18 protein-coding genes are annotated in these 22,182 nt (G+C 75.8%); 1 reads left to right on the top strand and 17 read right to left on the bottom strand.

What is annotated here, in order from left to right:
• Positions 1 to 40: 40 nt before the first annotated feature.
• The 14 genes from secA to BJ989_RS07610 form a co-directional block, all read right to left on the bottom strand.
• The gene (gene secA / locus BJ989_RS07675; RefSeq protein ID WP_179517700.1) at positions 41 to 2,872 is read right to left on the bottom strand and encodes a preprotein translocase subunit SecA; all 2,832 of its coding nucleotides are present in this window, start codon (positions 2,870 to 2,872) and stop codon (positions 41 to 43) included.
• A gap of 66 nt (positions 2,873 to 2,938) precedes the next feature.
• Positions 2,939 to 4,165: a DNA glycosylase AlkZ-like family protein gene (locus BJ989_RS07670; RefSeq protein ID WP_179517699.1), complete on the bottom strand. Its 1,227-nt coding sequence runs from the start codon at positions 4,163 to 4,165 to the stop codon at positions 2,939 to 2,941.
• A gap of 7 nt (positions 4,166 to 4,172) precedes the next feature.
• Positions 4,173 to 4,874, bottom strand: coding sequence for a response regulator (locus BJ989_RS07665; protein ID WP_343049175.1), 702 nt, complete (start codon positions 4,872 to 4,874; stop codon positions 4,173 to 4,175).
• Between the two features lie 76 nt (positions 4,875 to 4,950).
• Entirely contained in the window at positions 4,951 to 5,586 is a 636-nt protein-coding gene (hpf, locus tag BJ989_RS07660; protein ID WP_179517698.1) for a ribosome hibernation-promoting factor, HPF/YfiA family, read from the bottom strand.
• An 86-nt stretch (positions 5,587 to 5,672) separates the two neighbouring features.
• Positions 5,673 to 6,572: a phosphoribosyltransferase family protein gene (locus BJ989_RS07655; RefSeq protein WP_179517697.1), complete on the bottom strand. Its 900-nt coding sequence runs from the start codon at positions 6,570 to 6,572 to the stop codon at positions 5,673 to 5,675.
• 117 nt (positions 6,573 to 6,689) lie between these two features.
• Positions 6,690 to 8,450: an LpqB family beta-propeller domain-containing protein gene (locus BJ989_RS07650; protein ID WP_179517696.1), complete on the bottom strand. Its 1,761-nt coding sequence runs from the start codon at positions 8,448 to 8,450 to the stop codon at positions 6,690 to 6,692.
• Complete coding sequence (mtrB, locus tag BJ989_RS07645) at positions 8,447 to 10,147, bottom strand: MtrAB system histidine kinase MtrB (protein WP_179517695.1); 1,701 nt, start codon at positions 10,145 to 10,147, stop codon at positions 8,447 to 8,449. Before mtrB ends, BJ989_RS07650 begins: the two co-directional genes overlap by 4 nt.
• Positions 10,140 to 10,832 carry an MtrAB system response regulator MtrA gene (gene mtrA / locus BJ989_RS07640; protein WP_179517694.1) on the bottom strand — a complete coding sequence of 231 codons (693 nt, stop codon included), beginning with the start codon at positions 10,830 to 10,832 and terminating at the stop codon, positions 10,140 to 10,142. The genes mtrB and mtrA overlap by 8 nt, the downstream gene beginning before the upstream one ends.
• 83 nt (positions 10,833 to 10,915) lie before the next feature.
• Positions 10,916 to 12,361: an adenosylhomocysteinase gene (gene ahcY, locus BJ989_RS07635; RefSeq protein WP_179517693.1), complete on the bottom strand. Its 1,446-nt coding sequence runs from the start codon at positions 12,359 to 12,361 to the stop codon at positions 10,916 to 10,918.
• A 119-nt stretch (positions 12,362 to 12,480) separates the two neighbouring features.
• Positions 12,481 to 13,425: a DUF808 family protein gene (locus tag BJ989_RS07630; protein ID WP_179517692.1), complete on the bottom strand. Its 945-nt coding sequence runs from the start codon at positions 13,423 to 13,425 to the stop codon at positions 12,481 to 12,483.
• Positions 13,426 to 13,526: 101 nt separating this feature from the next.
• Positions 13,527 to 14,579 (bottom strand): SIS domain-containing protein, encoded by a 1,053-nt coding sequence (locus BJ989_RS07625; RefSeq protein WP_179517691.1) that lies wholly within the window; start codon positions 14,577 to 14,579, stop codon positions 13,527 to 13,529.
• Entirely contained in the window at positions 14,579 to 14,758 is a 180-nt protein-coding gene (locus tag BJ989_RS07620; protein WP_179517690.1) for a Trm112 family protein, read from the bottom strand. The genes BJ989_RS07625 and BJ989_RS07620 overlap by 1 nt, the downstream gene beginning before the upstream one ends.
• A 72-nt stretch (positions 14,759 to 14,830) precedes the next feature.
• Positions 14,831 to 16,213 (bottom strand): phosphomannomutase/phosphoglucomutase, encoded by a 1,383-nt coding sequence (locus BJ989_RS07615; protein ID WP_179517689.1) that lies wholly within the window; start codon positions 16,211 to 16,213, stop codon positions 14,831 to 14,833.
• Positions 16,214 to 16,235: 22 nt separating this feature from the next.
• Complete coding sequence (locus BJ989_RS07610; RefSeq protein WP_179517688.1) at positions 16,236 to 16,640, bottom strand: DUF3499 family protein; 405 nt, start codon at positions 16,638 to 16,640, stop codon at positions 16,236 to 16,238.
• Between the two features lie 95 nt (positions 16,641 to 16,735).
• On the opposite strand from BJ989_RS07610, the gene BJ989_RS18735 reads away from it, so the two are divergent.
• A complete protein-coding gene (locus tag BJ989_RS18735; protein WP_179517687.1) occupies positions 16,736 to 17,173 on the top strand; it encodes a metallopeptidase family protein in 438 nt (145 codons plus the stop codon).
• A 16-nt stretch (positions 17,174 to 17,189) separates the two neighbouring features.
• On the opposite strand, the gene BJ989_RS07600 is transcribed toward BJ989_RS18735, so the two are convergent.
• The 3 genes from BJ989_RS07600 to BJ989_RS07590 all read right to left on the bottom strand — a co-directional run bounded on the left by BJ989_RS07600 (position 17,190) and on the right by BJ989_RS07590 (position 22,119).
• The gene (locus BJ989_RS07600) at positions 17,190 to 18,677 is read right to left on the bottom strand and encodes a DUF5719 family protein (protein ID WP_179517686.1); all 1,488 of its coding nucleotides are present in this window, start codon (positions 18,675 to 18,677) and stop codon (positions 17,190 to 17,192) included.
• Complete coding sequence (locus tag BJ989_RS18205; RefSeq protein ID WP_179517685.1) at positions 18,674 to 21,766, bottom strand: glycosyltransferase; 3,093 nt, start codon at positions 21,764 to 21,766, stop codon at positions 18,674 to 18,676. Before BJ989_RS18205 ends, BJ989_RS07600 begins: the two co-directional genes overlap by 4 nt.
• A gap of 101 nt (positions 21,767 to 21,867) precedes the next feature.
• A complete protein-coding gene (locus BJ989_RS07590) occupies positions 21,868 to 22,119 on the bottom strand; it encodes a WhiB family transcriptional regulator (protein WP_179517684.1) in 252 nt (83 codons plus the stop codon).
• Positions 22,120 to 22,182: the final 63 nt, after the last annotated feature.

The raw sequence follows: 22,182 nt of genomic DNA, 5'->3' as shown, positions 1-22,182 counted from the left end.
GGCCGACCCTGCGAGGCCCGGGGTCGAGACCCCTGCCCGCTCAGCCCCCGGCGCGGGTGGTCATCCCGGTCGGCCCGCCCGGCGCACCGTGGCACTTCTTGTACTTCTTGCCCGACCCGCAGGGGCAGTCGGCGTTGCGGCTGACACCCGCGAACTCGTCGTCCTCCGCGGCCGCCTGCTCGGCGTGCACCTCGACGTCGCCGTCCTCGGTGGGCGCGGAGTAGGAGAGGTTCTGCGGGCGCGGCGGGGCGGTGAGGCCCTTGGCCCGGATCTGCGGGGCCGCGGCAGCACCCACCGGCTGGGCCGCGGTGTCGAGGGCGGGGGCACCGTCGGCGGCCGCCTCCACCAGCGCCTCCTGGCCCGGGCCCGGCTCGGGCTCGACCTGCACCTCGAGGTTGAAGAGGAAGCCGACGGCCTCCTCCTTGATGCCGTCCATCATCGCGGCGAACATCTCGAAGCCCTCGCGCTGGTACTCGACGAGGGGGTCGCGCTGGGAGTAGGCGCGCAGGTAGATGCCGTCGCGCAGGTAGTCCATCTCGTAGAGGTGCTCGCGCCACTTGCGGTCGAGCACGGAGAGGATGACGCGTCGCTCGAGCTCGCGCATGACCTCCTCGCCGACCTCGGCCTCGCGGCGGGCGTACGCCGCCTGCGCGTCGGCCTGCAGGTCGGCGACGAGGACGTCGCGGCTCATCTGCTCGCGGCCGCCGGCGGCCTCCTCCAGCTCCTTCCACTCCATCGAGACGGGGTAGAGCTGGCGCAGGGCGGTCCACAGTGCCTCGAGGTCCCAGTCCTCGGCGTACTCGGCGGTGGCGCCGTTGACGTAGCCGGCGACGACGTCGTCGACGAAGCCGCGGATCTGGTCGCGCAGGTCGGCGCCCTCGAGCACCCGGCGGCGCTCGGCGTAGACGACCTTGCGCTGGCGGTCCATCACGTCGTCGTACTTCAGGACGTTCTTGCGCGACTCGAAGTTCTGCGACTCGACCTGGCCCTGGGCGTTGGCGATCGCGTTGGTGACGCGCTTGTTCTCGATCGGGACGTCGTCGGGCACCTTGAGCACCGTCAGGACGCGGTCGACCCAGTCGGACTTGAAGAGCCGCATGAGCTCGTCCTGCAGCGAGAGGTAGAAGCGCGACTCGCCGGGGTCACCCTGGCGGCCGGAGCGACCGCGCAGCTGGTTGTCGATGCGGCGCGACTCGTGGCGCTCGGTGCCGACGACGTAGAGACCGCCGAGCTCCTTGACCTCGTCGTGCTCGGCCGCGACCCGGGCCTTGATCTTCTCCAGCGTCGCGGGCCAGGCCTCGTCGTAGGCCTCCGCGGTCTCGCCGGTCGGCTCCAGGCCGCGCTCGCGGAGCTCGGCGTCGGCGAGGAACTCCACCGAGCCGCCGAGCATGATGTCGGTGCCGCGGCCGGCCATGTTGGTGGCGACGGTGACCGCGCCCTTGTGACCGGCCATCGCGACGATCTTGGCCTCGTCGGCGTGGACCTTCGCGTTGAGGACGCTGTGCGGGATGCCCCGCTTCTTCAGCAGACCCGAGAGCAGCTCGGACTTCTCGACCGAGACGGTGCCGACGAGCACGGGCTGGCCCTTGCGGTGGCGCTCGGCGATGTCCTCGGTGACGGCGAGGTACTTCGCCTCCTCCGTGCGGTAGACCAGGTCGGGCTGGTCGACGCGGGCCATCGGGCGGTGCGTGCGGATCGGCACCACGCCGAGGCCGTAGATCTTGTCGAACTCGCTGGCCTCGGTCATCGCCGTGCCGGTCATGCCGGAGAGCTTGGTGTAGAGGCGGAAGTAGTTCTGCAGCGTGATGGTGGCGAGGGTCTGGTACTCCTCGCGGACCTCCACGCCCTCCTTCGCCTCGATCGCCTGGTGCAGGCCGTCGTTGTAGCGGCGCCCGGCGAGCATGCGCCCGGTGTGCTCGTCGACGATGAGCACCTCGCCGTTGATGACGACGTACTCCTTGTCCTTGCGGAACAGCTCCTTGGCCTTGATGGAGTTGTTCATGAAGGAGATGAGCGGGGTGTTGACGGAGTCGTAGAGGTTGTCGATGCCGAGGTGGTCCTCGACCTTGGTGATGCCCGGCTCGAGCACCGAGATGGTGCGCTTCTTCTCGTCGACCTCGTAATCGACGTCGATGGTCATCTTGCGCGCGATCTTGGCGAACTCGCCGTACCAGCGGACCTCGTCCTGCGTGGGGCCGGAGATGATCAGCGGCGTGCGCGCCTCGTCGATGAGGATGGAGTCGACCTCGTCGACGACGGCGAAGTGGTGCCCGCGCTGCACGCAGTCGGCCAGCGAGCTGGCCATGTTGTCGCGCAGGTAGTCGAAGCCGAGCTCGTTGTTGGTGCCGTAGGTGATGTCGCAGGCGTAGGCCTCGCGGCGCTCGGCGGGGCGCATCGACGGCAGGATCACGCCGACGGTCAGGCCGAGGAAGTGGTGGACGCGGCCCATCATCTGCGACTGGTACTGCGCGAGGTAGTCGTTGACGGTGACGACGTGGACGCCCTTGCCCTCGAGGGCGTTGAGGTAGGCCGGGAGGGTGGCGACCAGCGTCTTGCCCTCACCGGTCTTCATCTCGGCGATGTTGCCGAGGTGCAGCGCCGCGCCGCCCATGACCTGGACGTCGTAGGGGCGCTGGCCGAGCACGCGGCGGGCGGCCTCGCGCACCGTCGCGAACGCCTCGGGCATCAGGTCGTCGACGGTCTCGCCGTCCTCGAGCCGCTTCTTGAACTCCGCGGTCATGCCGCGGAGCTCGTCGTCGCTCATCGCGGTGAAGTCGTCCTCGATGGCGTTGACGGCCTGCGCGACCTGCTCGAGGTGGCGCGTGATCTTGCCCTCGCCGATGCGGAGGACCTTGTCGAGGATGGCAGGCACGGGGCGGAGCTCCAGTCGTCGGTGGCAGGTCGGCCCCCGAGACCCGGGAGCACACCGCCGTCCATGCTACCCAGCCGGGTCGTGACCTCCGGCACCCGCGGCCAGCTCGGCGACGAGCGGCTCGGCGAGGTCGCCGCGGGCCGGCGCAGCCACCGTGGTGAGCCCCAGCCAGCCCGCGAGGTCGTGCAGCGTGGCGGCGAGCGCGGCCGCGGTCTCCGGCGGCGCGTCGGGCTCGGCGTACGCCCCGGGGACCAGCAGCGTGCCGGTGCGGCGGTCGGCCTTGAGGTCGACGCGACCCACCAGCCGGTCGCCGAAGAGGAACGGCAGGACGTAGTAGCCGTAGGTGCGCTGCGGCGCCGGCACGTAGATCTCGATGCGGTAGCGGAAGCCGAAGAGGGCCTCGGTGCGGTCGCGCTCCCACACCACCGGGTCGAAGGGGCTGAGCAGGGTGCGCGCCTCGACGCGGCGCGGCAGGCGGGCGTCGCGGTGGAGGTACGCCGGGCGGCGCCACCCCTCGACCGTCACCGGGAGCAGCTCGCCCGCCTCGACCAGCTCGGCCACCGCGGTCGTGGTGTCGTCGAGGGCCATCCGGTAGTAGTCGCGCAGGCAGGCCAGGGAGGCGACGCCGTGGGAGCGGGCCGCGCGGCGCACCAGCTCGCGCGACGCCTCGGCGCGGTCGGGGGTCGGCGCAGCGAGCACCTCGGGCGGCAGCACCCGCTCGGGCAGGTCGTAGACCGGCTCGAAGGCACGGGTGCGACCAGCGATGGCCAGCTGGCCGGTCATGTAGAGGTAGTCGAGACCCTTGCGGGCCGCCGACCAGTTCCACCCCCAGTGCTCCGTGCTGCGCGGCGCCCCGTCGTCGAGCTCGCGGGCGGTGCTCGCCCCGGCGTCGGTGACCGCGGCGAGGAGGCCCGCGGCGACGTCGTCGGAGACCTGGGCGGCCCACTTCCCGCGAGCCGCCCGGTAGTCGTCCATGCGGTGCTGCATGGCCGGCCACAGCTCGACCGGCATCAGCGCCTGCACGTGCGCCCAGTACTCCACGAGCCGGCGGGGCCGGCGCTCCGCAGCACGGTGCAGCAGGTCGGTGTCGTAGGCGCCCATCCGCGACCACAGCGGCACGTAGTGGGCGCGCTGCAGCACGTTGACGGAGTCGACCTGCAGCACCCCGGTGCGGCGCACCGTGCGCGCCAGCGTCGCCGCCGTCGGCCGGGCGTGGGGCGGGTCGAGGAAGCCCTGGGCCGCGAGGGCCACGCGCCGGGCCTGCGCCCGGGAGAGCTGGTCGGGCCGGCTCACGCGGACCTCACGGGATGTCGAGGAGCTTCTCGCGCACGGCGTACATGACCGCCTCCATGCGGGAGTGCAGCTGCAGCTTCTCCAAGATGTTGCGCACGTGGTTCTTCACGGTGTTCTCGCTGATGAACAGCTGCTTGGCCACCTCGCGGTTGTTGAGACCGCGCGCGACGAGCCGCAGCACCTGCAGCTCGCGCTCGGTCAGGCGCAGGCCCGGCTGCTGGTCGCGCTCGGGGCGCGACATCTGCTTGAACTCGTCGATCAGCTTGACCGCCATGCTGGGGCTGATGAGCGACTGGCCCTCGGCCACGACGCGCACGGCCTGGGCGACCTCCTCGATGGAGGAGTCCTTCAGCAGGTAGCCCGAGGCGCCGGCCTTGACCGCCTCGTAGAGGTCGGACTCCTCGTCGGAGACGGTGAGCATGATGATCTTGGCCGCCGGGACCCGCTCCTTGATCAACCGGCAGGCCTCGGTGCCGGAGCGCTTGGGCATCCGCACGTCGAGCAGCACGACGTCGGGCACGGTGGCGGCGGCGAGCTCGGTGCCCTCGAGGCCGTCGCCGGCCTCGCCGACCACCTCGAGGCCCGGCTCGGTGCCGAGCAGCATCACCAGGCCGCGGCGGAACAGCTCCTGGTCGTCGACGACGACGACGCGGACCGCCGCGTCGCCCTCCTCGACCTCGGGGAAGCCCCCCTCGTCCGTGTCTGCCACCTCCGCATCATGGCACGCGCCCCGGCTGCCCCGGACCGGCCACGGGGGTGGCCGCCGGGGCAGCGGGGCGGCCGGCTCAGGCCTGCTCGCCGTCGAGGTCGAGCGAGATCACGCCGTAGTCGTAGCCGCGGCGGCGGTAGACGACCGAGGGCCGCTCGCTCTCCTTGTCGACGAACAGGAAGAAGTCGTGGCCGACGAGCTCCATCTCGTAGAGCGCCTGGTCGAGCGTCATCGGGGCGGCGGGGTGGGTCTTCTCGCGCACGACCAGCGGGCCGTCGCCGTCGACGGCCACGGGCCCGACCTGGCGGTCGGACACGGCGACCTCGTCGTCGGCGGCGGGGGGCGTCAAGCCGTCGGGCACGACGTCGGCGAGCGCCTCGCCGACGGAGACGGGTCGGTGCTGGCCACGGTGCACGCGGCGGCGGTCGGCGGCCTTGCGCATCTGCGCGGCCATCTTGTCGACGGCGAGGTCGAGAGCGCCCATCTTGTCCTCGGCGGCGGCCTCGGCCCGGATCACCGGCCCCTTCGAGAAGGCCGTCAGCTCGACGCGCACCGCGCGGTCGTGCTGGCGGGGGTTGCGCTCCTTCGCGACCTCGACTGCCACGCGCATGATGCGGTGGTCGTGCTTCTCGAGCCGCGCCAGCTTCTCCTCGACGTGACTGCGGAACCGGTCCGACACCTCGCAGTGCCGACTCGTGACCACGACGTCCATGGAACCTCCCGGGGTTGGGGTTGTGTGGGTCGGGCGTGGAGGCCCCGTGGACGGCCCGGGGTCACCGCAGCGACCCGCCGCGGTGGTCAGGACCCGGGCAGGTCGAGGGGGACTCCATGCACCGACGCTAGACGCATCACCGGCCCGTGGGAAGGGACGGCACGGGGTCGTCCGCGCCGCGACCCCCGCGAGGGTGGCCCCCGCGGGGTGGGGTCGCCGGCGGGAGGCGCCGCCGGGAGGCGCCGCCGGGTGGCGGCGACGACGGCCGCGGCCTCGACCGGCACGCCGCAGGCGCGCAGGGCGCGGGCGGCCTCGGCCAGCGTGGCGCCGGTGGTGAGCACGTCGTCGCACAGCACCACCCGCGCCCGGGGCGTGCGGCGGGCCTGGCGGCGCAGGCCCGCCGCGGGGCAGTGCAGCGAGCCCGCCAGGTTGGCCGCGCGCGCCGCGGCGTCGAGGCCGGCCTGGTCGGCGACACCGCGGTGCGAGGCCAGCAGCGGCGCGACCGTCGCGGGCACACCGCCGGCGCGCAGCGAGGCGGCGGCCGCCCGGACCAGCGCGGCGGTCGGGGCGTGGCCGCGCCCCCGGTCGACGCCCGGCCGTGACGGCACGGGGACCAGCAGCACCGGGACCACAGGCGCGTCACCGGGCTCCGCCCCGCGCGCCGCACCGCGCACCGCGGCGAGGGCCGCGGTCGCGAGCAGCGCGCCGAGCGGGCGGGCGAGGGCCAGCCGCCCCCGCTCCTTGTGGCCGAGGACGAGGTCGCGCACCGCCCCGTCGTACGCCGTGGTGGCCCAGGTCGGCGGCAGGCCGTCGGGGCACGGGGTCGGCCGGGCGGGGCCGGCCGAGGTCGGGAGCCCGCGGAGGCAGGCAGCGCAGAGCACCCGCCCGGGCCGGGCGCACACCGTGCACGCGGCACCCAGCGCGAGGTCGAGCAGGGCGTCCCACCACCCGGCGGGCTCGAGGCGGGGAGCAGCAGGCTCGGGCACGGCCCCACTCCAGCGTGCGCGCGCCCCGTGTGCACCCGCGGCGCGTCGACCTGGGGACGGCGGGGCCCGCCCGGTGCGCTGGGGACACCCGGCGGCCCGGGCCGGCCCGGCTCGCGCTCAGCCCACGTAGGTGACGTCGGTGACGTCGGGGGGCACGAGCACCTCGCCCGCCGGCAGGCGCGGGTCGAGCAGGCCGGCCGGCGTCGAGACGAGCAGCGGCTCGTCGGCGACGGGCGAGCTCACCACCTGCCGCACGCGCTCGCGCAGCAGGTCGGCCGAGCCCTCGGGTGCGAGGCTCGCCGGCGAGCCGTCGACGCGCAGCGAGCGCAGCTCGGTCAGGTCGCCGGTCACGGCGTGCACGACGAGCAGGTCGGTCGGCGAGGCCCAGCCCACGTCGCGGACCACCAGCGGGTCGCCCGCGCCCCGGCCGAGGCGCACCGGGCGCCCGACACCCAGCACCCGGCCGCGCTCGTCGTAGCGGACCCGGCTCACCTGCACCCGGCCGCCACCGCCGGCGAGCACCGTGACCAGGCGCGACCCGTCGCGGGAGACGAGCAGCTGGCGCACCCGCTGCCCGGTCACGCCGGGCGCCTCGACGACCCGGCGCCGGCCGCCGACCACCACCGACAGCTCGGCCCCGCCCCGACCCGCGTCGAGCAGCCACAGCCGGCCGGCGTGGTCCCAGCCGGGCCGCAGGTGGTCGGCGCCGGGCCACGTCACCACCCCGGCGCCGCCCCGGCCGCCGGCGCCGGCGACGCCGTCGAGCGGGGCGACCCACACCGCACTGCCGTCGGCCGCCACACCCGCGACGCGGGTGGCGCCGAGGTCGACGGCCAGGTCGCGCAGCTGGTAGTCGCCCGTGCCGAGCGGGCCGCTCACCTGCTCCTCGACCCCGGGGGAGGCGACGACCACGGCGCCGTCGCGCAGCCCGAAGAGCTGCGAGCTGGAGGTGACGACCGTGGGGTCGTAGGCGGCGGCCGAGTCGACGTCGGTGGCCGAGGGCCCGCCCGCGACGGTGACGGGCTCGCCCCCGACGGTCAGCCGCAGCGAGCGCACCGCCGGGTCCTGCCGCAGGGTCCAGGCCAGCTGCGCGAGGACCAGCTCGGCCGCCTGCCCGTCGAGGGCGCGCGGGTCGCCCTGCAGCGACACCTCCGCGAGCCCGTCGGCCACCACCACCGACAGCTCGACGGCGCTGCCGGCGGGGAAGAACGTGCGGGCCACCCCGCGCAGGGCCGGGCCCGGTCCGGCGACGAGGCCCTGCACCAGGGTCGTGGCGAGCTGCTCGCCGCGCGGCGCGAAGACCGGCTCGGGCACGAGCACGCGCGCGGTCGGGTCGAGGAAGTAGAGGTCGACGCTGCGGAAGCGCTGGCCGAACCACGACTCGGGCACCACCAGGGCGTCGGGCGCGCGGCCGATGCGCCACTCCCCCTCCTCCTGCACCATCGGGAAGTCCAGGGTGCTCGCCTCGGCCGAGAGCGGCCCCTGCCAGGCCCCGCGCGCGTCGAGGCGGCCGCCGCCGCTCAGGCGCACGCTGACCGTGCCGGTCCCGCTGGGGTCGCTCACCTCGTCGTAGGTCACGGTGCCGCGCTCGGGCTCCCACGTCGCCTGGGCGTCGACCGCGAGGAACTGCCGCGCCACCGCGGTCTGCAGCGGGGTCGCCGTCATCGCGTCGAGGAAGCCGCGCACGACCTCGCCCGGCGAGGCGCCGGCCTGGGGCGGCTGCGGCACGTAGGAGTAGCCCGGCGCGACCCCGTCGCGCGCCCGCTCGCCGGTCTCGACGACCGGCCCCGACTCGGGCAGCCCGACGCACCCCGACACCGCGAGCAGCAGGGCGAGGAGCACCGCCACCACGGGCGTACGCCGTGCCCCGCGGCTCACGCGGAGACCTCCGGGCCGCGCGCGGGGGCCGACCCGGGTCGGCTGCCCGGCCCCTCGGCAGCCCCGGTGCTGCCGTTGCCCCCGGCGCCGCCCGTCCCCCCGGTGCCCCGCGCGCCGTCGGCGTCGTGCGGCACGAGCGGGAGCGGGGAGGCACGCAGCGGCTCGCCGGCCCGGCGCGGCAGCGTGAGGCGGAAGAGCGCCCCCTCTCCGGGGCGCCCCCAGGCCTGCAGCCAGCCGCCGTGCAGGTGGGTGTCCTCGAGCGAGATCGACAGCCCGAGACCGGTGCCGCCCGTCGTGCGGGCGCGGGCCGGGTCGGCGCGCCAGAAGCGGTTGAACACCATGGCCGACTCCCCCGGCGCGAGCCCCACCCCGTGGTCGCGCACGGCGAGCGCCGCCGAGTGGGCGTCGCCGGCGACGCGCACCTCGACCTCCCCCGCGTCGGCGTGGTCGATGGCGTTGGTGACCAGGTTGCGCACGATGCGCTCGACGCGGCGCACGTCGGCCTCGGCCAGGCACGGCTGCGCCCCGGCGCGCACCCGCACGTGCACGCCGCGCTGCTCGGCCAGCGGTCGCGTCGAGTCGACGACGCGGTGCGCGACGTCGACGAGGTTGACGTCGTCGAGGTCGAGCACGGCGGCACCGGCGTCGAAGCGGCTGATCTCGAGCAGGTCGGCCAGGAGCGTCTCGAAGCGGTCGAGCTCGGTCTGCAGCAGCTCCGCGGCCCGCCGGGTGCCGGGGTCGAAGCCGTCGCGCGCGTCGTGCAGGACGTCGCCCGCCATGCGCACGGTCGTCAACGGCGTGCGCAGCTCGTGCGAGACGTCGGAGACGAAGCGCCGCTGCACGCGGCTGAGCTCCTCGAGCTGGCGGATCTGGCGCTGGAGGTTGGAGGCCATCTGGTTGAACGAGGTCGCGAGGCGCGCGAGGTCGTCCTCGCCGCGCACCCGCATCCGCTCCTGCAAGGTGCCCGCGGCCAGCCGCTCGGCCACCCGGCGGGCCAGCCGGACCGGCGTGACGACCTGGCGGGTGACCAGCCAGGTCACGCCGGCGACCAGCACGAGCAGCAGGGCCGCGGCGGTGACCAGGGCGCGGGTCACCAGCGCGAGCGTCTCCTGCTCCTCCTCGAGGGGGAAGAGGTAGTAGAGCGTGTAGGTGCGACCGTCGGCCGGCAGCGTGAGCGTCGAGCCGACGACGACCGCGGGGCCCTCGGCGACCGGCGCGTCCGGCGCGGTCGCCGCGATGGCCGAGAAGCTCCAGGCGGTCTCGTCGGCGGCCCGGAAGTGGTCCTGGAGGGCGTCGGGGACGCTCGCGGGGTCCAGGCCGTCGGTGAAGAGCGCGCCGCCCGCGGGCAGCCGGGCCCCGGCCTCCCCGCCCGTCGCGGCGAGCACCACGCCGAAGCCACGGCTGGCGCCGCGCAGGATGATCGGCTCCACCAGCGCGGTGCGCTGGGCCGCGGCGTCGACGTCGGTGCCCGAGGCGGCCACGAGGCGGTTCTCGGCCTCCGCGGTCTCGTTCTCGGCCTCGGCGACGACCGCCTCGACCCGGTTGTCCAGCAGACCGTCGCGGGTCTGCTGCAGCAGGAACCAACCGACGGCCCCGACGACGGCAGCGGTCAGGAGCAGGGTGCTGACGACGACGCGCAGCTGGATGGAGCGCCGCCAGAAGGCCGGTCCGCGGCGCCAGGCCGAGCGCTCACGCATGACCTGCCTTGTAGCCCACACCCCGCACCGTCACGACGATCTCGGGCCGCTCGGGGTCGTGCTCGACCTTGGACCGCAGGCGCTGGACGTGCACGTTGACCAGCCGGGTGTCGGCGGCGTGGCGGTAGCCCCACACCTGCTCGAGGAGCACCTCGCGGGTGAAGACCTGCCAGGGCTTGCGCGCCAGGCAGACCAGCAGGTCGAACTCCAGCGGGGTGAGGTTGATCGGGGCGTCACCGCGGCTCACCACGTGGCCGGCGACGTCGATCGTCAGGTCGCCGACGACCAGCACCTCGGGGGTGCGGGTCTCGTAGCGGCGCACCCGGGCGCGGATGCGGGCGACGAGCTCCTTGGGCTTGAACGGCTTGACGACGTAGTCGTCGGCGCCGGACTCCAGCCCCACCACGACGTCGACGGTGTCGCCCTTCGCGGTGAGCATCACGATCGGCACGCCGGACTCGTAGCGGATCTCCTTGCACACGTCGATGCCGTCGCGGCCGGGGAGCATCAGGTCGAGCAGCACGAGGTCGGGGCCGTAGTCGCGGAAGGCCTCCATGGCGAGGTCGCCGCGGGTGCACACGCGGCTGTCGAAGCCCTCCTGGCGCAGCACGATGGAGAGCATCTCGGCGAGCGGGGCGTCGTCGTCGACGACGAGCACGCGGCCGCGCTGGATCAGGTCGTCCACGTCACCGCCTCCTGCTCCGCCTCGCTCCGCTCACCGTCCCAGTCTGCCCGGTGGCGGTGGTCGCCACCGGGCAGACCCCGGGATCAGTAGCGGTACTGCTCCGACTTGTAGGGCCCCGCGACGTCGACACCGAGGTAGCTCGCCTGGTCGTCGGAGAGCGTCGTGAGCTTCACGCCCAGCGACGCGAGGTGCAGGCGCGCGACCTCCTCGTCGAGGTGCTTGGGCAGCACGTAGACGCCGACGGGGTACTCCTCGGTCTTGGTGAAGATCTCGATCTGCGCCAGGACCTGGTTGGTGAAGCTGTTCGACATCACGAAGCTCGGGTGGCCGGTGGCGTTGCCGAGGTTCATCAGGCGGCCCTCGGAGAGCACGATGATCGACTTCGGCTCGGCGCCGTCCTCGCCCGGGAAGGTCCACACGTCGACCTGCGGCTTGACGTTCTTGCGCACGACGCCGGGGTAGGACTCCAGGCCGGCCATGTCGATCTCGTTGTCGAAGTGGCCGATGTTGCCCAGGATCGCGTTGTGCTTCATCCGGCGCATCTGGTCGACCGAGACGACGTCCTTGTTGCCGGTCGCGGTGATGACGATGTCGGCGACGTCGAGCACGTCGTCGAGCGTGGTGACCTGGTAGCCGTCCATCGCGGCCTGCAGCGCGCAGATCGGGTCGATCTCGGTGACGATGACGCGGGCGCCCTGGCCGCGCAGCGACTCCGCGGAGCCCTTGCCGACGTCGCCGTAGCCGCAGACGACCGCGACCTTGCCGCCGATGAGGACGTCGGTGGCGCGGTTGATGCCGTCCACGAGGCTGTGGCGGCAGCCGTACTTGTTGTCGAACTTCGACTTGGTCACCGAGTCGTTGACGTTGATGGCCGGGAAGAGCAGCGAGCCCTCGCGCATCATGTCGTAGAGGCGGAGCACACCGGTGGTGGTCTCCTCGGTCACGCCCTTGACCTCGTTGGCGATGTCGGTGAAGCGGTTGCCCGAGACCTTCAGGGACTCCTGCAGCACCTCGAAGATGATGCGCTGCTCGGTGCTGGTGGCGGTGGCGGGGTCGGGCGCCTGGCCCTTCTTCTCCGCCTCCACGCCGAGGTGCACGAGCAGGGTCGCGTCGCCGCCGTCGTCGAGGATCATGTTGGCGAAGGTGTCGCCGGGCCAGTCGAGGATCTGCTGGGTGCACCACCAGTACTCCTCCAGCGTCTCGCCCTTCCAGGCGAAGACCGGCACGCCCGCCGGGGCGTCGACGGTGCCCTCGGGTCCCACGACGACGGCCGCGGCCGCGTGGTCCTGGGTCGAGAAGATGTTGCAGGAGGCCCAGCGCACCTCGGCGCCGAGCGCGACCAGGGTCTCGATGAGGACCGCGGTCTGGATGGTCATGTGCAGCGAGCCCGCGATGCGCGCGCCAGCCAGCGGCTTCGCGTCGCCGTAGCGCTCGCGCATGGCCATGAGGCCCGGCATCTCGTGCTCGGCGAGCTGGATCTCGGTGCGGCCGTAGTCGGCCAGCGAGAGGTCGGCGACCTTGAAGTCCATGAGGTGTCTCTCCTGCGGAAGCGGTGCGGACGGGGCGTGCTCGTGCCCTCCGAGAGTAGAGCGGCGCCCCAGCGAAGCAGGAATCCTCGCGGCCGCCACCGGTGCGGGCGCGACCGTCGTCAGTGACCGCGGCGCAGCGGCAGGACGTGCAGCACGGCGACGACGAGCGCCCCGACGACGAGGCCGACGACGGCGGACAGTGCCGTGTTGACGACCCAGGCGAGCACGGACCCGATGCCGGCGACGGCGTCGTGCACGCCCTCCTCGAGGTGGTGCACCAGGTCGTACGGCGCGTGCCAGCCGAGGTCGTCGGCCCCGACGAGCAGGATGTGCCCGCCCACCCACAGCATCGCGGCGGTGCCGACCACGGAGACGACGGCGAGCAGCCGCGGCATCGCCGCGACGAGGCCGAGGCCGACGCGCTGCGCCGCCTGGGACGATCGCTGGCTCAGCGACAGGCCGATGTCGTCCATCTTCACGATGAGGGCGACCACGCCGTAGACCAGCGCGGTGATGCCGACGGCGACCACGACCAGGATCGCCAGCCGCGGCCAGAAGGCCTCCGCGGCGACCTCGTTGAGGGAGATCACCATGATCTCCGCCGAGAGGATGAAGTCGGTGCGGATCGCGCCCGCGACCATCGTGCCCTCCTCCTCGGGCCCGATCGTGCGCACGCGCTCGTCGTGCTCGGCGGCGGCCTCGTGGTGACCGGAGACCTTCTCCCAGATCTTCTCGGCGCCCTCGAAGGCGAGGTAGGTGCCGCCGAGCATGAGGATCGGGGTCAGCAGCCACGGCACGAACTCGCTGAGCAGCATGATCGCCGGGAGGATGAACAGCAGCTTGTTGCGCAGGGAGCCGACGGCGATCTTGCGGATGATCGGCAGCTCGCGCTGGGCCGCGACGCCGTGGACGTACTGCGGGGTGACGGCCGTGTCGTCGACCACGACGCCGGCGGCCTTCGCGCTGGCCCGGCCCGCGGCCGCGCCGACGTCGTCGACCGACGCGGCCGCGAGCCGGGCGAGCGCGGCGACGTCGTCGAGGAGGGCGAAGAGGCCGGCGCTCACGCCGCGTCTCCGGCCACGCGAGCAGGGGCGAGGGGGGCAGGTGCCGTCACGGGCAGCAGCCTAACCGCGGGCGGCGCGGCGCGACCCGCCCCGCGGGAGGGTCACCCGTCGACCGACCCGACGGCGAGGTACTGCGCGAGGTAGGACCCGGTGAGCACCAGCGAGGCGTAGCGCGCCAGCTCGCTGCGGGCCACCCGCCCGTCGCCCGGTCCGGAGGCGTCGACCTCCTCCACCCGCACGTCGTGGGCGGCCGCCGCGGCCCGCAGCCGACCGCGGTCCTCGCGGACCACCGGGTCGTCCGCGCCGTCGTCGAGGAGCAGCAGCGCCGGCCGCGCCGCTCCCCCGGGCGCGTCGACGGGGTCGGCGAAGACGTCGCGCGGGCGGGCGGCCTCGACGACGGGCAGCAGGTGGTCGGCATCGCCCGGCAGCACCGTGCGCCCGGTCGCGACGCGGACCGCCTCGGCCACCCGACGCGCCGCGCGGGCGGACAGCGTCGAGCCGCCCCACACCAGCGGCGTCGTGTCGGCGAGGCCGATCGCGAGCTCCTTGGCCGGGTTGACGGCCAGGTCGCGGTAGGGCGAGCACGCGACGGCCACGTCGTCGAGGGCCGCGGCGACCTCCTCCGCGTCGGTGCCGGGGCCGAGGCCGAGCGCCGCGAGGTGCTCGAGCACCACGACCGCGACGGCGAGCTGGTCGCCGGTCACGGTCGGCAGCAGCGTGCTCCAGCGCCCGGCCGCGTGCTCGGCGACCAGCGAGGCGGGCGGGCACGCGACCACGACCGAGCAGCCGCGGCGCACGGCCTCGGCGACGGCCGAGGCCGAGCCGGGGTCGGACCCCTCCGGCGCGAGCACCACGACGAGGTCGAGGCCACCGGTCCACCCGGGCAGGCCCGGCCCGGGCCAGGCGACGAACGGCACCGGGCACCACGGCTCCAGCACCGCCCGCAGCAGCCGGGAGTCGGGCCCCGCCGCGACCACGGCCCGCGGGCGCACCTCGCCCGCGTCGCCCGCGCGCGCGGCGCCGGCCCCGCTCTCGCGGGCGGCGGTGACCTCGCGGCGCACCCGGGCCCCCGACTCGGCGAGGTGGCGCAGCAGGTGGTCGCGCGCGGCGAGCGCGCGCTCGTCGTCGAGCCGGGACTCGTCGAACCACCCCATCAGGACCGCCGGCGGGCCTCGTCGAGGAGCAGCACGGGGATGTCGTCGCGCACGGGGTAGGCGTTGCCGCACCCGGTGCACACGAGCTCCTCCTCGCCGGCGGGGCCGGCGGCGGGCTCGAGGTCGGCGCGGCACCCGGGGCAGACGACCAGGGCGAGCAGGTCGGGGGGGATCGGCACGGGAGGCTCCTCGGGCTCGGAGGGGTGGGACGGGTGGCGGGTGGGACGGGTGGCGGGGTGGGTCGGGATGGCTCAGGCGCGCACGACGGCCAGCACCGCGTCGCGCACCTGCTCCATGGTGGCGGTGTCGCGACCCTCGGCGTTGAGCCGCAGCAGCGGCTCGGTGTTGGACGGGCGCACGTTGAACCACCAGTCGGCGTGGGTGACGGTGAGGCCGTCGAGCTCGTCGAGGACGACGTCGTCGCGCTCCGACCACCGTCGGCGCAGCTCCGCCACGACGGCCGCCTGGTCGGCGACGGTGCTGTTGACCTCCCCGCTGCTGGCGTAGCGCTCGTAGCGCTGCAGCAGGGCGCTCAGGGGCTGCTCGGACTCCCCCAGGGCGGCGAGGAGGTGCAGCGCGGCGAGCATGCCCGAGTCGGCCCGCCAGAAGTCGCGGAAGTAGAAGTGGCCGCTGTGCTCACCGCCGAAGACGGCGTCGGTCTCGGCCATGGTCGCCTTGATGAAGGAGTGGCCCACCCGGGTGCGCACGGGGCGGCCGCCCCGCTCGGCGACCAACTCGGGCACGGCGCGGCTCGTGATCAGGTTGTGGATGACGGCCGAGCCGGGGGCGCGGGCGAGCTCTCGCTCGGCGATGAGCGCGGTCAGCGTGGACGGCGAGACCGCGCGGCCCTGCTCGTCGACGACGAAGCACCGGTCGGCGTCGCCGTCGAAGGCGAGCCCGACGTCCGCCCCCCGCGCGAGCACCTCGGCCTGCAGGTCGCGGAGGTTCTCGGGCTCGATCGGGTTGGCCTCGTGGTGCGGGAAGGAGCCGTCGAGCTCGAAGTAGAGCGGCACGAGGTCGACGACGTCGTGCAGGCGTCCGAGGACGGCGGGGGCTGTGTGGCCCGCCATGCCGTTGCCCGCGTCGACGACCACGCGCAGCCGACGACCCGTCACGGGCGCCAGCGACAGCAGGTGCGCGGCGTACTCGTCGAGCACGTCGCGCGCGGTGACCTCGCCGGGCGTGGCCGCCGGCGGCAGCTCGTCCCCGCGGGCGAGGAGGTCGCGGATCTCGTGCAGCCCGCTCTCCGCCCCGACCGGCACGGCGTGGGCGCGGCACATCTTGATGCCGTTGTACTGCGCGGGGTTGTGGGAGGCGGTGAACATCGCGCCGGCGTGGCCCAGGTGGCCCGAGGCGAAGTAGAGCTGGTCGGTGGACGCCAGGCCGACGGCGACCACGTCGGCGCCCGCCTCGGCGGCGCCCTCGGCGAAGGCCCGCGCCATCTCCGGCGAGCTGGGACGCATGTCGTGACCGACCACCACGGTGGGCGCCCCGGTCACCGCGACGAAGGCGGCGCCGACACGCCGCGCGAGCACCTCGTCGAGCTGGTCGGGCACAGTGCCGCGCACGTCGTAGGCCTTGAAGACGGCCTGCAGGTTGGCGGGGTCGAGGGTTCCCGAGGCGTCGGAGGGCACGACCAGCACCCTAGTCGTCCGCTCAGTCGGTCGTGAGCACCCGGAGGTGCCCGCGGCGGGCGGTCTCGCGCCCACCGTCGCGGTCGGCCTCCTGCTCCGGCGTGAGCGTCGCCGGGCCCGGCACGGCGCCGCGAGGGCCGCGCACCGACGGGGCGACCGGTCGCGCCGCCTCGCGCACCGCGTCGGCGAGCGCGAGCAGGTCGTCGCTGCTCGGCCCGCTGTCGACCTCCCGCGCGAGGCGCAGCACGTCCCACCCGCGCGGCGCGGAGAGCCGCTCGCTGTGGGCCTCGCACAGGTCGTAGGCGTGCGGCTCGGCGTAGGTCGCGAGCGGGCCCAGCACGGCCGTCTGGTCGGCGTAGACGTAGGTCAGCGTGGCGACCGCGGGACGGCCGCACGCGGTGCGCGAGCAACGGCGGGCGGACTGCACGAGCGCACGCTACCCCGATGCGCCGCGCCGCCCCGCCAGGCTCGCCCGTCGCCGGGACCACCGTCGCCAGGCTCGCCCGTCGCTAGGATCGGCCGGTGCCCGGTCCCGACCCCCGACCCCGGCGGCGCGACCGCCGCGGGCGCGGCCAGCGCGGGCCCGGCGTGCTCGCCCCGCCCCCGGCCGGCGGCGGCCGCTCGGTGGTCCGCACCCCGCGGGAGCGGTTCGACCGGCTCGCGCTCGACGTCGTCGCCGAGGTCGACGCCCGGTGGTCGGACCGCCTCGGCCTCGTCGAGTACGCCGTGGAGGACGTGCCGCACCTGCCCGACGACTGGGAGGGCGAGGTGCCGCTGGCCTCGCTCGTGCCCGGGCAGGGCACCCGCCCCGCCCGCGTCGTGCTCTTCCGCCGCCCGGTCGAGCACCGCGCCGCGTCGCGGGCCGACCTCGAGGACCTCCTCCTGACGGTCGTCGTCGAGCAGGTCGCCGAGCTCCTCGGCCTCGACCCGGAGGACGTCGACCCCCGCTACGAGCCCTGAGCCGGCCGGACCAGGGTCAGGGCAGGCCGGGGCCGACCTGCGGCACGAGGGCCCGGTCGACCGACGCCACCAGCGGCAGCACGACCGCGCCGGTGCCGCGGCGACTCCCGGTCGTCAGCAGCGCGGCGGCGACCTGCGCGGGGTCGCCGGCGGGGTCGGTGCCGGCCACCTCGAGCGCCACGCGGGCCGCGCGCGCCGGCAGGCGCACCACCGCGGCGCGGCCGGGGTCGAGCTCGCGGCGCAGCGGTCGCAGCGCCACCCCGTCGGCGGTCCAGGCACGCACGGTGGCGGTCGCGACGGTGCGGCCCGGCACGAGCACCAGCCGCGAGCGGCCGGGTGGCAGCAGGGCCGTCGCCGCCGCCACGGGGGCCGTGCCGACCGCGTGGGCGAGCCCGCCGGCCACCGACTGGCGCAGCGTGGCCGTGACCGGCGCGCCCGAGTCGAGCGCGAGCGCGACCGCGCCGGCGGCGGCCTCGCGGGCGAGCACGGTCGAGAGGTCGACCACCTCGACCGTGCCGGGCTCGACGACGACCGGCTCGAGCCCGACGGGCGCGAGCGTGGAGTCGGGCGTCACGACCTGCACCTGCACCCGTGCCTCGTCCTCGCCCGGGTTGGTGACGACGAGGGTGCGGGCACCCGCGCCGGGCAGCAGGCCCGGCAGCGCGAGGTCGCGGGCAGGCGCGGACTGAGCCGGCAGCCAGTCCTGGCGGACCCCGTCGCGGCCGAGACGGTCGACCCGGTCCAGCACGGAGGTGGCCAGGCGACCGCGCGTCACGACGACGCGCAGGGCCAGCTCCCCGCGGCGCGGTGCGACGGTGGCGAGGTCGAGGCGCAGCACGTCGCGACCGGGCACGGTGAGCCCGCGCAGCGCGGGCACGTCGGCCGTGCCGGTGGCGTCGAGCACCGTCACGTCCGCGACCGCGGGCCCGGCGTCAGGGTTCACGAGCTCGAGCACCGAGGCGTGGGTGGCACCGGCGCCGACACCGGTGAACCACTGCTCGGGGGCGGGCGCGGGGCAGGCGACGGCGGCCGCGCCCGTGGCCCCACCGGCGAGGCGCAGCGCGAGCAGGCCGGGCGCGAGGTCGCCGCGACCCCGCACGACCGCCGCCGCGCCCCCGGCGCGCACGCGGCGCACCGGCGCCGACTCCTCCCCGGCACCGTCCGCCGGCACGGCCGAGCGAGCCGCGGGCCCGCCACCCGAGGTGACGCGGTCGACCGCGACCGACCCCACCGGGGCACCCCCGGCGTCGGCACCGGGTCCGGCACCGGGTGCGACACCGGGTGCAGCGACCAGCAGCCGGGGTGCCGGTCCGGCCGCCGGGCAGCCGAGGTCGACGGCCTCGAGCGGCGCCTCGGCGGCCGGACCCAGCCCGGACGCGCCGGTGCCGCCACGCGGGCCGGGGTCGAGGCCCAGCACCGCGGCGACGGTGAGCAGGGGCACGAGCACGGCGGCGACGACCGTGCCCTCGAGGCGGCGCGAGGCGCGCGCGACGCGGCGGCTCACCGCGCGCCCTCCCGCGTCGGTCCGGCGAGCACCGCGACGACCACCACGGCGAGGGCCTGCAGGCCCAGCAGCACCCACCGCCACCAGGCGACCTCGCGGTCGACCGCGTCGGCGACCACCGGCGAGCCGTCCTCGGGCACGACCGCCCACGCCCGGGTCGACCGGTCCTCGGCGCTCGCCTGCTCGAGGCCCGTGGCGCTGTCGAGCACGGCGGCGACACTGCCGTCGACGGGCGCCGGGAGCACGACGTAGCCCAGGCCCCGCTCGGCGAGGTCGCCCACCAGGTCGGGCGACGGGCTGGTGACCAGGCCACGGACGGCCGCCGTCAGCCCGCGGTCCTCCGCGGCCAGCACGAGCGGCTCGTCCTCGCCCGCGGTCAGACCGTCGCCGCGCAGCACCGTCCACCGCAGCCCCGCGTCGACATCGCCGCGCACGACCAGCACACCCGGGCCGCCGGGCAGCGCCGCCTCCTGGGCCATGTACGCCGGGACCTCGGGGTCGGCGCCGTCCTCGAGGCGGTCGTCGGCGGCCAGGAACCACCCCAGGCCGGCGAGCGGCACGAGCACCGCGGCCGCGAGCGCGACCAGCGCGGGAGCGCCGAGCAGCAGGGCGCGGGGCCCGGCCGCTGCCCGTGCACGCGCACGCAGCGCGGGCAGGGCGAGGCCGCCGGTGAAGGCGGCCGTCACGAGCACCCCCTGCGCGAGCACGACGAGGAAGCCGAGGCCGGGCCCGGTGGTGGTGCCCGGCAGGTCGAGGGTGACCCGGCTGAGGGCCGCGGCGAGGGCCGCGACCGCGAGCGCCACCAGCCAGCACAGCAGCGCCACGACCCGGGTGCGGCGCGGCACGAGCCCCAGCAGCGCGAGGCACGCCAGCAGCAGCCCCGGCCAGGCCGGCGCCCCGCTGCCGCCCAGACGGCCGGTGGCGAGGTCCAGCGCGCCGACGCGCGGCGACGGCAGCCGGCCGAGGTCGAGCAGCAGCACCTCGGCCCCGCCGGTCCACAGCAGGGGCACCACCCAGGGCGCGAGGAGCACCGGCACCGCCAGGAGCGCGACGGCCGGGGGCGCCCAGGTGGCGGGTGCACGCACGGCGCGCGGGGCGAGGAGCGCGGCCGCACCGAGCACGACGACGGCGAGCAGCAGCGCCGTCGGCCAGGCGACCGGGCTGGCCGCGCTGGTGACGGCGAGCAGCAGGGCGGTGCGCCAGGCCGCCCGCCACCGGCGGTCGGCCTCGGGGTCGGCGAAGCCGAGCGCGGCGTGCGCCAGCCACGGCAGCAGGGCGGCGGCCACCACGGTGCCGAGCCGTCCCTCGGCCCAGGCGCCCGAGGTCAGCGGGACCAGCGCATAGGTCCCGGCCCCCAGCGCGAGCAGCCACCGCGGCGCACCCCGGGCGTCCTCGAGGTGACCCACGACCCGCAGCAGCCGCCAGGCTCCCCACCCGGCCACGGGGGCGGCCAGCCAGAGGAGCAGCGAGACGACCGCGCCCGGGCCGAGCCCGAGCGGGGCGAGCAGGGTGGCGAGGACGGCCAGCACCGCGACGTAGCCCGGCGCCGGCACCTCGCTGCCGGTGCCGAGGGCGTGGGTCGAGGCGGCGTGCAGGGCCCACCAGTCACCCACGGCCGCGGGCGCGGGCGGCAGGCCCGGCGCGTCGACGACGCCGAAGGCGTCGGCCGCGCCCACGAGCAGCAGCACGGTGCCGACGGCCAGCACCACGGCGACCGGGTCGGTGACGACGCGTGCGAGCAGGCCACCGTCCTGGGCGAGCAGCGCGTCCTCCTCGTCCGCGCCCTGGCCGGACCGGCCGGACCGGCCGGACGGGCCGACCCGCCCGGCCTGGTTGCCCTGCCCGGCCACGACGCCGCCGGGGACGGGCGCGCGCGGCGGCGCACCGGCGCGCACCGCGGCACGCTCCTGGGCGGCGCGCTCCTGGGCGGCGCGCTCGGCCGCGGCGGCGGCGCGACGCCGCTCGGCGACGTCCTGGGCCTGCACGGTGGCCGCGGCCACGACGTCGGAGACCGCGTCCAGGCCGTGGCGGTAGGGCAGCCACCAGGGCGCGAGCAGCCGGCGCACGTCGCCCGGGGCGACCGCCGGCGCACCGCCGGCGGCGCGTGCCTCGCGCGCGGCGCGGCGGCGACGTCGGGCCCGCCGCAGCTCGCCGGGGCGCGAGAGCACCGACACGAGCGCGGCCAGCTCGTCGAGCGCCTGCCCGACCGCGCGCACCAGCAGGAAGCCGAGCACGCGCAGCAGCGTGCCCAGCGTGAGCCGCAGGACCCGCCACGGCAGGCTGCGTGCCGAGCCGTTGGCGAGCAGGGTCCACAGGGCCGCGCGCCGCTCGGCGTAGTGGGTGTGGCGCCCGGTCAGGGGTGTGCGCCGCACCCCGCGGTGGGCGGCCTCGGCGTGGAAGACGACGGCCGTCGGCACCACCAGGGTGCGGTGACCGGCCAGGGCCGTGCGCCAGCCGAGGTCGAGGTCGTTGCCGAAGACCGGCAGCTGCTCGTCGAGACCGTCGAGCTCGTCCCAGACGCTGCGGCGCACGAGCATGCCCGCGGTGTTGACGGCGAGCACCTCGCGCACGTCGTCGTGCTGGCCCTGGTCGTACTCCCCCCGCTCGAGCCCGGTCTCGCGCCGACCGGTGCCCGAGATCGTGACGCCCAGCTCGAGCAGGCGGCGCAGCGACGGCCACTCGCGCAGCTTGGGGCCGAGGACCGCGGCACCCGGGTCGGCGGCCGCGGCCGACAGCAGGCGCTCGAGCGCGTCGGGAGCGGGGCGTGCGTCGTCGTGCAGCAGCCACACCCACTCGGTGGGCGGCAGCGCCTCGACGGCGAGCCGCACCGAGGTGGGGAAGCCCGCCGACCCCGGCGCGGCGAGCACGGCCTCGGGGCCGAGTGCCTCCCGCAGCAGGTCGGGCGTGGCGTCCTTGCTCCCGGCGTCGACCGCGCGCACGTGGGCCGGCGCGACGCTCTGTTCGGCCAGCCCGGCCAGCGTCGCGGGCAGCCACCGGGCACCGTCACGGCTGACGAGCACCACGCCCACCGACGGCCACGCCGGCGACGGCTGCGGTGCCGGCGGCAGCGAGGACGAGGGGTGGGTCACGGCCGACCACCCTACGGGCGGCGCCGCGTCCGGCGGCGGGTGCCCGGGCTGACGGTGGGCCGGTCGCACCAGGGTGCGACCGGTCCACGCTCAGCCCGCGCTCAGACCGCGCGCTTCTTCAGCTTGCGGCGCTCCCGCTCCGAGAGCCCGCCCCAGATGCCGAAGCGCTCGTCGTTGCCCAGGGCGTACTCGAGGCAGTCGGTCTGCACCTCGCACGTCAAGCACACCTTCTTGGCCTCGCGGGTGGACCCGCCCTTCTCCGGGAAGAACGCCTCGGGGTCGGTCTGCGCGCACAGCGCGCGCTCCTGCCACCCGTCCTCCTCGGTCTCGTCGACGAGGAAAAGCTCTCTCACGACTACCCCTTCCGACCCTTGTGGCCCCTCGCGGGACCGTCCCCACGGCCTCCACCACCGCCC

The organism is Nocardioides perillae (assembly GCF_013409425.1).
GTDB lineage: Bacteria > Actinomycetota > Actinomycetes > Propionibacteriales > Nocardioidaceae > Nocardioides > Nocardioides perillae.
The sequence above is the reverse complement of the archived record's forward strand: the minus strand, read 5'-3'. Positions and strand labels throughout refer to the sequence as shown.